At 61.1% G+C, this 13,038-nt stretch carries 11 protein-coding genes; 1 reads left to right on the top strand and 10 read right to left on the bottom strand.

All coding sequences use genetic code 11. The features are described from left to right. Window positions 1–30 precede the first annotated feature (30 nt). From BK670_RS07915 to BK670_RS07890, 6 genes are read right to left on the bottom strand one after another with little or no spacing between them, the layout of a single operon-like run. The gene (locus BK670_RS07915; RefSeq protein ID WP_123449325.1) at window positions 31–1,710 is read right to left on the bottom strand and encodes an acyl-CoA synthetase family protein; all 1,680 of its coding nucleotides are present in this window, start codon (window positions 1,708–1,710) and stop codon (window positions 31–33) included. Further along, entirely contained in the window at window positions 1,707–2,252 is a 546-nt protein-coding gene (locus BK670_RS07910) for a COG4648 family protein (protein WP_123449324.1), read from the bottom strand. The genes BK670_RS07915 and BK670_RS07910 overlap by 4 nt, the downstream gene beginning before the upstream one ends. After that, complete coding sequence (locus tag BK670_RS07905; protein ID WP_123449323.1) at window positions 2,249–2,503, bottom strand: acyl carrier protein; 255 nt, start codon at window positions 2,501–2,503, stop codon at window positions 2,249–2,251. The genes BK670_RS07910 and BK670_RS07905 overlap by 4 nt, the downstream gene beginning before the upstream one ends. A 9-nt stretch (window positions 2,504–2,512) precedes the next feature. Beyond that, window positions 2,513–2,788, bottom strand: a complete 276-nt coding sequence (locus tag BK670_RS07900; protein WP_123449322.1) for a phosphopantetheine-binding protein — start codon at window positions 2,786–2,788, stop codon at window positions 2,513–2,515. Beyond that, on the bottom strand, window positions 2,766–3,578 hold the full coding sequence (locus BK670_RS07895) for a lysophospholipid acyltransferase family protein (RefSeq protein WP_123449321.1): 813 nt from the start codon (window positions 3,576–3,578) through the stop codon (window positions 2,766–2,768). Before BK670_RS07895 ends, BK670_RS07900 begins: the two co-directional genes overlap by 23 nt. Continuing rightward, window positions 3,554–4,279 carry a beta-ketoacyl synthase chain length factor gene (locus BK670_RS07890; protein ID WP_034152928.1) on the bottom strand — a complete coding sequence of 242 codons (726 nt, stop codon included), beginning with the start codon at window positions 4,277–4,279 and terminating at the stop codon, window positions 3,554–3,556. The genes BK670_RS07895 and BK670_RS07890 overlap by 25 nt, the downstream gene beginning before the upstream one ends. A 357-nt stretch (window positions 4,280–4,636) precedes the next feature. On the opposite strand from BK670_RS07890, the gene BK670_RS07885 reads away from it, so the two are divergent. Beyond that, window positions 4,637–5,407, top strand: a complete 771-nt coding sequence (locus BK670_RS07885) for a ParA family protein (protein WP_016772022.1) — start codon at window positions 4,637–4,639, stop codon at window positions 5,405–5,407. 130 nt (window positions 5,408–5,537) lie between these two features. Here BK670_RS07885 and trxC read toward each other — a convergent pair whose 3' ends face one another. The 4 genes from trxC to BK670_RS07860 all read right to left on the bottom strand — a co-directional run bounded on the left by trxC (window position 5,538) and on the right by BK670_RS07860 (window position 12,694). Further along, window positions 5,538–5,972: a thioredoxin TrxC gene (gene trxC / locus BK670_RS07875; protein ID WP_123449320.1), complete on the bottom strand. Its 435-nt coding sequence runs from the start codon at window positions 5,970–5,972 to the stop codon at window positions 5,538–5,540. A gap of 79 nt (window positions 5,973–6,051) precedes the next feature. Then, window positions 6,052–7,515, bottom strand: a complete 1,464-nt coding sequence (gene selO / locus BK670_RS07870) for a protein adenylyltransferase SelO (protein ID WP_123449319.1) — start codon at window positions 7,513–7,515, stop codon at window positions 6,052–6,054. A 48-nt stretch (window positions 7,516–7,563) separates the two neighbouring features. Next, window positions 7,564–10,917, bottom strand: a complete 3,354-nt coding sequence (mscK, locus tag BK670_RS07865; protein ID WP_123449318.1) for a mechanosensitive channel MscK — start codon at window positions 10,915–10,917, stop codon at window positions 7,564–7,566. A 34-nt stretch (window positions 10,918–10,951) separates the two neighbouring features. Next, the gene (locus BK670_RS07860) at window positions 10,952–12,694 is read right to left on the bottom strand and encodes a potassium/proton antiporter (protein ID WP_007909521.1); all 1,743 of its coding nucleotides are present in this window, start codon (window positions 12,692–12,694) and stop codon (window positions 10,952–10,954) included. Window positions 12,695–13,038 lie beyond the last annotated feature (344 nt).

The following is a 13,038-nucleotide window of genomic DNA, read 5'->3' as shown; positions in this document are numbered from 1 at the left end:
CCCAGCGGGAGCAAGCTCCCTCGCCACAGGTTATGCATCGGCAGCTCCTAGCAGGATTCGTCCGCTGGAGCAGGTCGCCGTGTCATTACGGTAAGCGAAATACAACTTGCGGCGCTCCGGGTCGAAACGCAGGTGCAGTTGGACTTCATCGCCGGGACGCACCAGTTGCTGGAATTTCAGCACTTCCATGCCGGCGAACGGACCGGTCAAATTGAGCAATTGGCGACCGAGGTTCAGTGCCCATTCCACCTGGACCACGCCGGGCAGGACGGGAGCCTTGGGGAAGTGGCCGCTGAAGTAGGCCAGATCCGGCGGCACGCTCAGTTGCAGGCTCCACTCGCCAGCAGTTTCGACTTGTTCCAATACCTCGGGCGCTTTCGGTCGCGGCGCCAGCAACAGCGCTTCGATATCGGCCTGCGGCAACTTGCCTTGGCTGTTCAATGGCAATTGCCGCACCAGCCGCCAGCGCCGGGGCAGGGCCAGGGCTTCACAGTGTTGGCGCAAATGCTGGCGCAGGGTTTCGGTCAGGCTGCGACGGCCGTGCTCACGCAAGGCAAACAGGCCGGCATCGCTGAGCACCAGCAGAGCACCGAGAGAGGCGCGATTTTCCTGGACCACGCCCAGACGTGCTTCGGCGACCCAGTCGTGGGCGACCAAAGCTTGTTCGAGCATGGGCAGCGAGATGCGTTTTTCTTCGAGCTTGACGATCCGGTCCAGTCGCCCGAGCAGTTCGAAGCGACCATCGCTGCCAATGCGCGCGGCGTCGGCGGTGTGTTCGACGTGCCCGGCAGGCAAGTAAGGTGAGGCGATCAGCAGGGCGCCGTCGCTGTCCTGACTCAGTTCGACATTGGCGAACGGTTGCCACAGCGGTTGGCCCTGACGCCAGGCGATACCGCCGGTTTCCGAGCTGCCGAGGATTTCCGTCGGCCATTGCTGCAAGCGTTGCTGCAGACTTTGCGCAGCCTCGAATGGCAACGCACCGCCGGAGGAAAACACCCGGCGTACGGCACTCAGGGCCGGCCAGTCGAGGTTGTCGCCCATGCGCTTGAGCAATGCCGGGCTGGCCACCCATGCAAAGGCTGGATGTTCGCGGCTGGCGCGCTGCAAGTCTTCGGGGAACGCCAGTTGCCGGCGCACAAACGGACGCCCGGCGCACAGCGGCCACAGCACGCGAAACAGCAAACCGTAGATATGTTGAGTGGCGACGCTGCCGATGACGCAGGCCTCGCCGAGATCCGCGCCCCACAGTTGCTCCAGCGCTTCGACTTCATTGGCCAGTTGACGCAAGGTTTTGTCGATGCGCTTGGGCTCGCCGCTGGAACCGGACGTGCACAGACTCAGACGACACTGGTCGAGATCCAGTTCGGCGCCGGGTAGCGGCGGCTGCTGAACGTCGCTCAGATGAGCGTCATCGGCTTGATCCGTCAGCCACAGGTCGACTTCGCTCGCCCAGCGCTGGCGGGTTTGCGCTTGCAGATCCGAGGGCAACAGAACACTGACGCCCGCGCGCCATGCGCCCAGCAAAGCGATGGCCAGTTCGGCGGCATCTTCCAGATGCACAGCCAGGCGTTTCACGCCTTGCGCTTGCAGACCGGCGGCAACGCTCAAGGCCTGTTCGCACAGTTGCGCATGTTCGAGGGCCGGGGCGTGGCTGATGGCCCGCGCCGGCACAGGCTTGAGCAATAGCTGCTCAAGTTTTATCCAGTTCATGTACGGCCTCTTACCCGTTGTCGTATCAGCCATTCAATGGCAAACATCAGGCCGATCAATCCATAGGAGATCAGGCCGGTGTACAACATCCACCAATTCAGCGGCGCCCACAGGGTCAGGAGGGCGGCGCACAAACCGTTGCAGAAGAAAAACACACTCCAGGCCACGGTGACCTTTCGCGTATAGCGAATCGCAATGTCCGGTAGCTCCGGCTCATGCAAGCGCGCCAGGCGCTCAACCATTGGTGGCCCGAATTTCAGGCTCAGGCTGAACAGCACCAGCATGAAACCGCTGATCAGCACCGGATACCAGCGCAGCAACAACGGGTTGTCGAACAGCGCCAGCAGCAGGCAGAACACAATGGCCACGACAGCCATCCACAGGCTGCCGGGTTTGCGTTCGCCAGTCAGTGCGCGCGCCAGCCACAGGCTGCCCAACAGCAGGCCGAACTGCCACGGGGCAAAGTGCTCCATGCCGAAATACACCGCAAAGGGGTACAGCAGACCGGCCAGCAGCAGGCCGAGGCCGATCAATCGGCTCATGCGGCCGGTTGAACCAGACGGTAGACCGCCTCGACCACGTCGCCGACAGTGCGCACCGATTTGAATTCTTCGGCGGCAATTTTCTTGCCGGTCTGGCGCTTGATGTGATCGATCAGATCGACCGCGTCGATGCTGTCGATTTCCAGATCCTGATACAGGTTGGCGTCCAGGCTTACACGGGCAGGATCCAGTTCGAACAGCTCGACCAAGGCATCGCGCAGGGTGTTGAAAATATCGTCACGAGTTTGCATGGTCCGGTCTCAAGCTGCCTGTTTTGCCGTGACGAACGCCGCAAGGCTGGCCACGTTGGTGAAATGGTTACGGGTGTCTTTGGCGTCGGCGTCGATCTTGATGCCGTATTTTTTCTGGATGGCCAGACCCAGCTCCAGCGCGTCGACGGAATCCAGGCCCAGGCCTTCGCCGAACAGCGTCTGGTCGTCACCGATGTCGTCGACGCTGATGTCTTCGAGGCCGAGGGCGTCGATGATCAGCAGTTTGATGTCACGCACCAGGCTAGGGGTGTTCAGATCGCTCATCTTCGGCGAGCTCCTTAATGAAGTAGGTGTGCAAATAATCGTTGAGCTTGCGCGAGGCCTGCGGTGCAGGGCCTTGCGCGGCGAAGGCTTGTGGGTCTATATCGGCCCCGACGCGAAAACTGAAGTGCACGCGGCGGCTGGGGATCCGATACCAGGGTTCGGCTTTGGTCAATGTGGTCGGGCTGACCTTGATGATCACCGGCGTGAGGATTTTCGCACCGCGCAGGGCAATCGCCGCAGCGCCCCGATGAAAGGCCGGGGCCTGACCGGGCTGGGTGCGCGTGCCTTCGGGAAAGATGATCAGGGTCTGGCCGTTCTGCAGGGACTGCGCGGCGGCATCGAGCATGTCCATGCTGCCGTCGTTGCTGATGTATTCGGTGCGGCACAACGGACCACGGGTGAAGGGGTTTTCCCACAGGCTTTTTTTCACCACGCAATTGGCCTGGCGCACCAGACCGATGAGGAACACCACGTCGATCAGCGACGGGTGGTTGGCGATAATCATCTGCCCCGGCCGGCCGAGCCGCTCGGCGCCCTGAATGTCATAGGTCAGTACGCCGGTACGAGCCATGAACCGCACGAAAAACCAGAACAGCCGGCTGACGGTCTGCCGCGCGCGTTGGCGATGCACAACCGCGTCACCGGGCAGGCAAGCCAACAGCGGAAACACCAGCACACGCAGGCACAGCCCGCCTAGCCCGAACAGGGCGAAGCTTGCGGCGGTGGCCAGCAGGCGCCAGTAATAGGCATCACGGTGTTTTTCGGTCACGGGTTGCGTTGCCAGGTCCATACACGATTTTTCCACGCATGTTGGCAATGGGTTTGCTGGCCGAGCAGGGTTTGCAACAGATTGAGCGCGTGGGGCCAGTGCGCTTTTGACCGTGTTTCTGTGGCGCTGTTCAGGGTCAGCCGCCAGTCGGTACCGGGGGTGAGCAAAAGCCCGAGTGCGTAGGGAAAAGGGACATCGTCGATCCACGCCGAATAGGCTTCGGGCGGTTGCTCTTCGGTAATGACCAGCAGCACCGCGGGGGCGCCTTCATTGAGCAGCGCCGCCGCTTCGAGCATGCCGTGCTCAAGGCCGTCGCCGGCCGCAGCGAGAGCGGTCATTTCGCTGGTTTCGCCACGCATGATCGACCACAGACCGATGATCGCGTTGTGCACGGAGAGGCTGAACTGGGTCGGCGACAGCGGCTGTTCGGTCGCCAGATCGCTAAGGATGTCGTAAGTCCGTGGGGTTTCACCGTGGCGCGAGACGAAGACCAGCGGCAGGTTGTCCCGCCCGTCGGCCAGGGGCCAGCCTACGCTGAACGCCATGCGCGCCAGTCGGCTGAGGCGACGGCGCTGCATGGCCGGTAAAAACGACACATCGGGCGCGGCATCACTGCGCTGGAGTACGACCGGTTGTCGGCTCCAGGCCTGCCAGGCGTCCACGCTGTCGAGGCCAGGGGCCCACGCGCGCCATTGGGCGATGTTGAAGTTGATCACGGACATTCATCCCGCCCCTGCGGGCATTTGTTGACGCGTTGAGTGGCCAGAGCCGCAGCAGGCTTGACGTGGCGCATGGCGCCGGGTGGCGCGCATTATCCCGGTGCGACGAGTGTGTAGCAAATGCTGGTTACATGTTGCACAACGAAATGTACCGAGTGGTTCATGGTAAAGAGTGTCAATTGGCCATTATCCAGATAGACGGAGCTTTGTCTGTCGGACATTTCGGCGATCAATTGCAGTTTTTGCTCTGTTGCCATGGGGATATTTGCACCTGACCCTGTAGTCCGTGTCCATGAAGGTAGCGAAGCCAACCCGCACGCATCTACACTCGGTCATTCTTTGATACACGGAGGTTTTGTCATGCGGCGCGTGGTGTTCAATCAGAAAGGTGGGGTAGGCAAGTCCAGCATTGCCTGCAATCTGGCGGCGGTCAGCGCCAGCGAGGGTTATCGCACGCTGTTGGTCGACCTCGACGCCCAGGCCAACTCCACTCAGTATCTGACCGGGCTCACCGGCGACGACATCCCGATGGGCATTGCCGACTTTTTCAAGCAGACCCTGTCTTCCGGGCCGTTCTCGAAAAAGAATCAGGCGGACATCTACGAAACCCCGTTCGACAACCTGCACATCATCACCGCCACGGCCGAGCTGGCTGACTTGCAGCCCAAGCTTGAGGCCAAACACAAGATCAACAAGCTGCGCAAATTGCTCGATGAGCTGTCCGAGGATTACGACCGGATTTATCTCGATACGCCGCCGGCGCTGAACTTTTATGCGGTATCGGCGTTGATTGCTGCCGATCGCGTGCTGATCCCCTTCGATTGCGACAGCTTTTCCCGTCAGGCTCTGTACGGGCTGATCGCGGAGATCGAGGAGTTGAAAGACGACCACAACGAAGGCCTGGAAGTCGAAGGTATTGTGGTGAACCAGTTCCAGGCCCGGGCGAGCCTGCCGCAGCAGATTCTCGATGAGCTGATTGCCGAAGGTCTACCGGTGCTGCCGGTGTACCTGAGCAGTTCAGTGCGCATGCGCGAATCGCACCAGGCCAGCATGCCGCTGATCCATCTCGACCCGCGCCACAAGCTGACCCAGCAGTTCGTCGAACTGCACAACTTGCTCGAAGATCACTGATCTCCCAAATTGCACCCCCACACTGTGGGAGCGAGCCTGCTCGCGAAGAGGCCGGTAGATTCAACATCTGAGTTGACTGACCGGACGCCTTCGCGAGCAGGCTCACTCCTACAATTGGATTTGTGTTGGGTCAGATCCCCTGGCTACGCAGCCAGGCCATCAACTGCGGCAGCGGAAACGCGCCGCTCTGCCGCGCCACTTCCTTGCCGTTCTTGAACAGAATCAGGCTCGGAATCGAGCGAATCCCCAACTGCGCCGACAATTGCTGATTGGCCTCGCTGTCGAGCTTGGCCAACCGGCACTTGCCCGCCAGTTGCGCCGCCGCCTGTTCGAACACCGGTGCAAACGACTTGCACGGCCCACACCAGTCCGCCCAGACATCCACCAGCAGCGGCAGATCACCTTTGATCTGGCTGGCGTAGTCGCCTTGCTTGAGTTCGAAGGGTTTGTTCAGCAGCACGGCGGATTTGCAGCGCCCGCATTTTGGCTGGTCTGCGAGGCGCTCGGCCGGGATGCGGTTGAGGCCGTTGCAGGAGGGGCAGGGGATGAGGAGTGGGGTGGTCATGTTCGGCTCGTTGAGTTTAGCGGTTCGTACAACTTATCTGGTGCCGTACGAACTGTTTATCAAGATGAGGCGCTGGCACTCACGAAGAACAACTGATCTCCAAATGCTTGCCCCACTCCGGAGGCCGCTCGGCATAGCTCTCCATGCCCGGCTGCTCCTCAAACGGCTTGCTCAGCACCGCATGCAGCCGGCGTACCTCTGAGTAATCGCCTTGCTCAGCCGCATCGATGGCTTTTTGCGCCAGGTAGTTGCGCAGGATGTACAACGGATTGACCGCATGCATCCGTGCGCGGCGCTTTTCCTGATCGGCGTCGCCATCGCGGGCAACCCGGGCGACGTAGCGTTCGCCCCAGGCATCAAAGCCCTTGATGTCGACGAAATCGTCGCGCAAACGGGCCACGGCTTGTGCGGCTGCTGCTTCGCCGAGTCGACGGAAGAACAGCGTGTAATCGACGCCGCTGTTCTGCATCAGTTGCAGCAGGCTCTCCAGCAGTTGCTGGTCGTCCTCTTCAGCGCTGGTAAAGCCGAAACGACGGCGCATCAGGTCCAGGTAATGCGCCTGGAACAGCGGCAGATATAGCCCGAGAGTTTCGCGCAGCGCTTCGACGCTGATGAACGGCGTCAATGCCTGCGCCAGCGCACTGAGGTTCCACTGGCCGACCGGCACCTGATTGCTGAACGAATAGCGCCCCTGATCATCCGAGTGGTTGCAGATGAAGTTGGCGTCGAAGTCGTCAAGGAAGGCGAACGGGCCGAAGTCGAAGGTGATGCCGAGGATCGACATGTTGTCGGTGTTCATCACGCCGTGGCAGAAACCGTAGGCCTGCCACTTGGCGATCAGCTCGGCGTTGCGCTCGACGATCTCGCGGAACATCGCCAGATACGGTTCCGGTTGTTCCAGGCACTCGGGAAAGTGCATCGCCAGCACATGCTCGCCGAGTTGCTTCTGCTGCTCGGGGCGCTTGGTGTAATAGAAATATTCGAAGTGGCCAAAGCGGATGTGGCTCGGCGCCAAGCGCAGCACCATCGCCGCGCGCTCCTGCTTTTCGCGCCAGACCGGGGTGTCGGAGCCGATCACGCACGCCGCGCGCGACGAAGGAATGTTCAACGCGAACAAGGCTTCGGAGGCGAGGAATTCGCGGATCGACGAACGCAGCACCGCGCGGCCATCGCCCATGCGCGAAAACGGTGTCTGTCCGGCGCCCTTCAGGTGCAGGTCCCAATGCTCGCCGGCCGCGTTGTACACCTCGCCCAGCAATAAACCACGACCGTCGCCCAGTTGCGGCGTGTAACCGCCGAACTGGTGCCCGGAATAGACCATCGCCCGCGGCTCGGCATCGGCCCACAGCTTGTGGCCGCCAAACAGTTCGGCAAATTCCGCGGTTTCGGCAGTCGCCGGTTCGAGGTCCAGCAAGGCCAAGGCTGCCGGGCTGGCGACGACCAGGCGCGGATGGTCGATCGGCTCGGGCAGCACGTGGGCGCAGAACGCATCGCCCAGGCGGGCGAAGCGATTGTCGAAGGTCAGTTCGTCGAGGGCTTTCAAGGGCCGGCTCCAGCAGAATGTCCGAGCATTCTGCTGGGAATAGACCGGTTAGTCGAGTTTGGCCGGCGGCGGCTCTTGCAACGGTTTCTGATCGTCGGCAATCGGCACGATGGTTTTCGTTTCCGGCTCGATCGGCACCATCTTGTATTCCTGACCGTGAAGGTTCTTCAGGTACACCTCCATCTGCCGGAACGAGATGTTGATGTGCTGCTTCTTGAACTCGCGGTTGATGAAGCGGTTGACCTCATCGAGTACCGGGTTGCGGTCGCCGAGGTCACGCACGTGCATGCGCAACTCGTGGTCGAGGGTGCTTTCGCCGAAGTTGAGGAAGTACACGTGCGGCTCGGGTTCCTTGAGTACGCGCGGGTTCTCGCGTGCGGCCTTGAGCAGCAGTTCCTTGACCAGATCCAGGTCCGAGCCGTAATCGACGCCGAGTTTCAGTGTCACTCGGGTGATGGTGTCGGTCAGCGACCAGTTGATCAGTTGCCCGGTGATGAACGTCTTGTTCGGGACAATGATGTCCTTGCGGTCGAAGTCAGTGATGGTCGTGGCGCGGATGCGGATCTTGCTCACCGTGCCCGACAGGTTGCCGATGGTGATGGTGTCGCCGATCCGCACCGGGCGTTCGAAGAGGATCATGATGCCGGAGATGAAGTTCGCAAAGATCTCCTGCATGCCGAAACCGAGGCCGACGGACAGCGCCGCCACCAGCCATTGCAACTTGTCCCAACTGACGCCGAGGGTCGACAGGGTCGAGACGAAACCGACGCCGGCGATCACATACGACAGCAACGTCGTGGTCGCATAGGCACTGCCCTGGGCCAGATTGAGCTTGGACAGCACGAACACTTCGAGCAAACCGGGCAAGTTGCGCGCGAGGGCGAAGGTGATGCCGATGATGATCAGCGCGCCGAGCATGTCGCCGATGCTGATCGGCACCATGCTCATGTTGGCGCCGGTGCCGCTGGTGTATTCGTAGAGGGTGATGTTGTCGAGGTACGAGAACACCGAAATCAGGTCTGACCAGACCCAGTACAGCGCCGCGATGAAACCGCCGAGCAGGGCCAGACGGATCAGGCGCAGGGACTGTTCGTTGACCTTTTCGATGTCCAGGGTCGGTTCTTCGATCACCGCTTCGCCGTCGCCGGCCTCTTTCGCCGCCTGACGTTTGGCCAGGGCACGCTGATAAGCCAGGCGACGCGCGGCAACGCTCAGACCACGGACGAAGGTAGCTTCGATCACCAGCCAGAACATCAGCAGGTACAGGGTGTTGATCAGGCGGTCACTGAGTTTCAGCGCGGTGTAGTAGTAGCCGAAGCACACAGCGACAAACAACGCGATCGGCAGCAGGGTGAACATCACCCCGACGGCCTTACGGAACAGCGAGGCGTTTTCGTGGGCCGGGCTGCTGATCAGCAAGCGACTGAGCAGCCAGGCCATCAATGCGTAGCAGGTCAGTACCACTGGCATACCGAGTACATCGTCGGCGAGTGCTGCCGGTTGTAATTCGGCGACCGCCACCACGGCCACCAGTGCCATGACCACCAGTCCGAGCCGGCGTACCCAGCCTTGCAGGAATTCGACCTGGGGTTTTTCCCAGCGGAAGTGCAATTCTGCCACGCCGCCGGGCGCGAGAATCCGGTAAGCGGTGTAGAACACCAGCCAGGCCTGGCCCATTTGCAGCAGCGCCGCGCCCATGTTGGCATTCTGCCCTCGCGCGTCGATCTGCAAGGCCAGACCGCATAGCGCCAGACCCAGTGCCACCGGCATCGCCAGCAGGATATTGATCAGGATCGCCTGCGGGGTGTGCCACTGGCTGTCGCGTTTGAAGTGACCAATGTCCTGGTGAACCTTGTTCAATCGCGCGTACAGATTCTTGCGTCGCCACAACAGGGCGCCGATCAGCAGGGCCAGCGGCAGGAACAGCAACGGCCGTTGGGTCAGGCCGTCGGTCAGTTCGCTCAGGCTCGAGGCCCACGGCAGGGTGTCGACCTGACGCTTAAGGCGCTCCGGCACACCACGCATCCACTCAAGGTCCAGCGGCTTGTTGCTCGGAATCCAGAACATCTGCTCGTCCAGCGTTGCGCGCAGGCTCTGCGCGGTGCTCAGCAGTTGTTTCTGGTTGAGTTGCAGGGTGATCGATTCGTTGAGCATCGAGCTCAGTTCACGGTTCAGACGCTCCAGCAGATCAACTCGGGTATTGGCCAGATCCAGCAGGCTTTTGCGTAACTGCGGGGTGACTTGTTCCGGTGGCTGGGTGGCCAGCAGGTTGTCGACATAGGCCGCCGGATTGCTCAGCAGCTCGCGCTGCTGGCTGACATCAAACTGGTACAGGCGAATGTCGGCGATCTGGTCCGCCAGATCGCGGTCGACCTTGAGGCGTGGCAGCGCCTGTTTCTGCTTATAAAGAATCTTCGACAGCAGCAGGCTGCCCTTGAGCACGTTGATCTGCTCATCCAGCGCCGAGTCGCTTTGGGTCAACGTGTCGAGCTGCTGTTTGGTTTGCAGATTCTGCTGAGTGACCTCGTTGAGACGGTCGGTGCTCTTGAGCAGATAGTCCGATAGCTTGAGGTTGGCGGCGCTTTCGGTGGCGAGCAGGCTGCTGCTGCCGGCCTTCTGCGCTTCGATAGATTGCTGGGTGACGGTTTCCTGCGACTGCGCCAGACGCTTCTGGTTGATCAGGGTTTGCAGTTCCTGAATCTCGCGGTCGAGGCGGTCAGACTTCTCCGAGAGCAAGTCATGCTGAGCATTGCCCAGATCCTGCAACTGGCTGTTGCCGGCCAGCTCCTGACGGCGTAACGGGATCAGTGCGTTCAGCGCCGCCAGCTCGGCGTTCAACTGGTCGCGTTGCTCGGCGCTGACGGTCTTGCCTGCGTCCTTGCCGGACTTGAGGATGTTATTGATCTGCTGGATGCGCGTCTGACTGGTGGAAATCTCAGCCTGGGCGCGCTCGGGCCGGGTCTGGGCGGTGATGATCAGGCTGTTGGCGTCGGCCAGGGCCTTTTGCATATCACTTTGCTGGGTCGAGCGATCGGTGAGGATTTGCTCCAGCTGCGGAATCGACTCCTTGGGGAAACGCTGCGCCACCGGTACCACGGGCGTGGCTTTGAGGCGCGTCAGTTCGCGGGTGTTTTCGATCGTCTGCTTGGGCGCGGTGGCCAGTTGCTGCTTGAGATCAATCAGCTTCTGCTCGTAATCACGCTGATTGTTCAGTTGATTGAGCGTGTTCTGCAGGACGGTCTGCAGGCTCTTTTTATCGGCATCCGGCAGTTTGCTGTCGGCGAGTTTGTCCAGGCTGGCCTGCACGGCGTCGCTGGACGGTGGTTCGGCGGCGTACAGCGGGCCGACGGTAAGACTCAGGCCCAGCAGGGCCGCGGCGAAAAAGGAGCGCAGGGTAGGCATAGAGACCGGTCAAGCAAGTGAGAGTGAACGCAGTTTAGAGGAAGAGCCCGGGGCCCGGGCGACTTCCTTCGGGGAATCTGACGCCCACTTTGCCGATCTTGTTCCCGTCCATGACTGCAACCGTCCAGTGGGTATTGTTCCACTCAACCTGGTCGCCCACGATCGGAGCACCACCGACTTTGTGGGCGATGAAGGCGCCCAGGGTCATGTCCGGATCGATGCCCTCGGCGGGCAGGCCATAGAGTGCAGCAACCGCTTTAAGCTGGGCGTCTCCTTCGAGCACGAAATCGCCGAAGAAACGCAGATCGAGGCCACGTTGCGGCGCCTGACTGAACAGTTTTCCGAGGGCGCCAAGGTTGTGTTCATGACCGATAACGCACAGTAAATCATCGACTTCCAGCACCGTACTACCCGACGGATGGAGCAGTTGCTGGCCACGAAACAGGGCGGCGATGCGCGTACCTTCGGGCATTTTCAGTTCGCGCAGGGGCGAACCGATGCACCATTTCTCCGCGCCAAGCTTATAAACGAACAGTTCCCACTCGCTGGTGACGTGGACTTCCAGTGCTGCTCGGGAAATCGGCGCGGGCTCCGGCGGTACCGTCACCTTCAACAACTTGGCCACCCACGGCAGGCTCGTGCCCTGCACCAGCAGTGACACCAGCACGATGAAGAACGCGAGGTTGAAATACAGCTGCGCGTTCGGCAGCCCGGCCATCAGCGGGAACACTGCAAGAATGATCGGCACCGCGCCGCGCAGGCCGACCCAGGAAATAAAGGCTTTTTCGCGCCCATGGAACGCCTTGAACGGCAGCAGGCCGACCATCACCGACAGGGGGCGTGCAAACAGAATCATCCACAGTGCCAGACCGAGGGCGGGCAGGGCGATCGGCAGTAAATCGTGGGGCGTCACCAGTAGCCCCAGCACCAGGAACATGCCGATCTGCGCCAGCCACGCCATGCCGTCGAGCATGTGCAGAATGCCGTGACGGCTGCGCACCGGACGGTTGCCGATGACCAGGCCGCACAGGTAAACGGCGAGGAAGCCGCTGCCGTGCAGGGCGTTGGTCAGGGCGAATACCACCAGACCGCCGGCGATTACCAGAATCGGATACAGGCCGGCCGCGAGGTTGATGCGGTTGACCAGTTGCAGCATCAACCAACCGCCACCGAGGCCGATCACGCCACCGATGCCGAACTCGCGGATCAAGTGAGTCAGCAGGCTCCAGTGCAGGCCGGTCTGGCCGCTGGCGAGCATGTCGATCAGGGTCACGGTGAGAAACACCGCCATTGGGTCGTTGCTGCCGGATTCGATTTCCAGGCTGGCGGTTACCCGTTCGTTTAGGCCCTTGCCGCCGAGTAGCGAGAACACCGCTGCGGCGTCGGTTGAGCCGACGATGGCGCCGATTAGCAGGCCTTGAATCAGATTAAGGTCAAACAGCCACGCCGCAGCCATGCCGGTCAGCCCGGTGGTGATCAACACCCCGACCGTAGCCAGCGACAGTGCCGGCCACAAGGCCACACGGAAACTTGAAACCCGAGTGCGCAAGCCGCCGTCGAGGAGGATCACCGCCAGGGCGAGGTTGCCGACCAGATAGGCCGTCGGGTAGTTGTCGAAAATGATCCCGCCACCGTCGACCCCGGCCGCCATGCCGACCGCCAGGATGATGACCAGAATCGGAATGCCGAGACGAGAAGAAAGCGAGCTGACAAGAATGCTTGCGCCTACCAGCAACGCGCCGATCAAGAACAGGCTGTTGATGGTCGTCGCATTCAAAGGCAGTACTCCAGAAGCGTAAAGGCGGGCACAAACTGACCATGCAGTCTGCGTGCCAGCGATTCTAACCTGTTGAAATGTGATGCTGTCAAAAAGCTTTTTACGCTGGGGGATTCGAGGTTTGGGTTCGGCTGGCGATTGCTGCCCTCACCCTAGCCCTCTCCCGGAGGGAGAGGGGACTGATCGCGGTGTTTTGTGCGAGGTACATCGACTGAAAATTCTGAGTCGAACTCAGGTTTGAAAAGCACAGAGATCTGCTCCCTTTCCCCCTCTCCCTCTGGGAGAGGGCTGGGGTGGGTAAAGACCGGGTACATCCTTTACGTTTGAGACCGGGGACATGGTTT

The organism is Pseudomonas fluorescens (genome assembly GCF_003732425.1).
Lineage (GTDB): Bacteria > Pseudomonadota > Gammaproteobacteria > Pseudomonadales > Pseudomonadaceae > Aquipseudomonas > Aquipseudomonas fluorescens_BE.
This window is presented reverse-complemented; position numbering and strand designations above follow the sequence as displayed.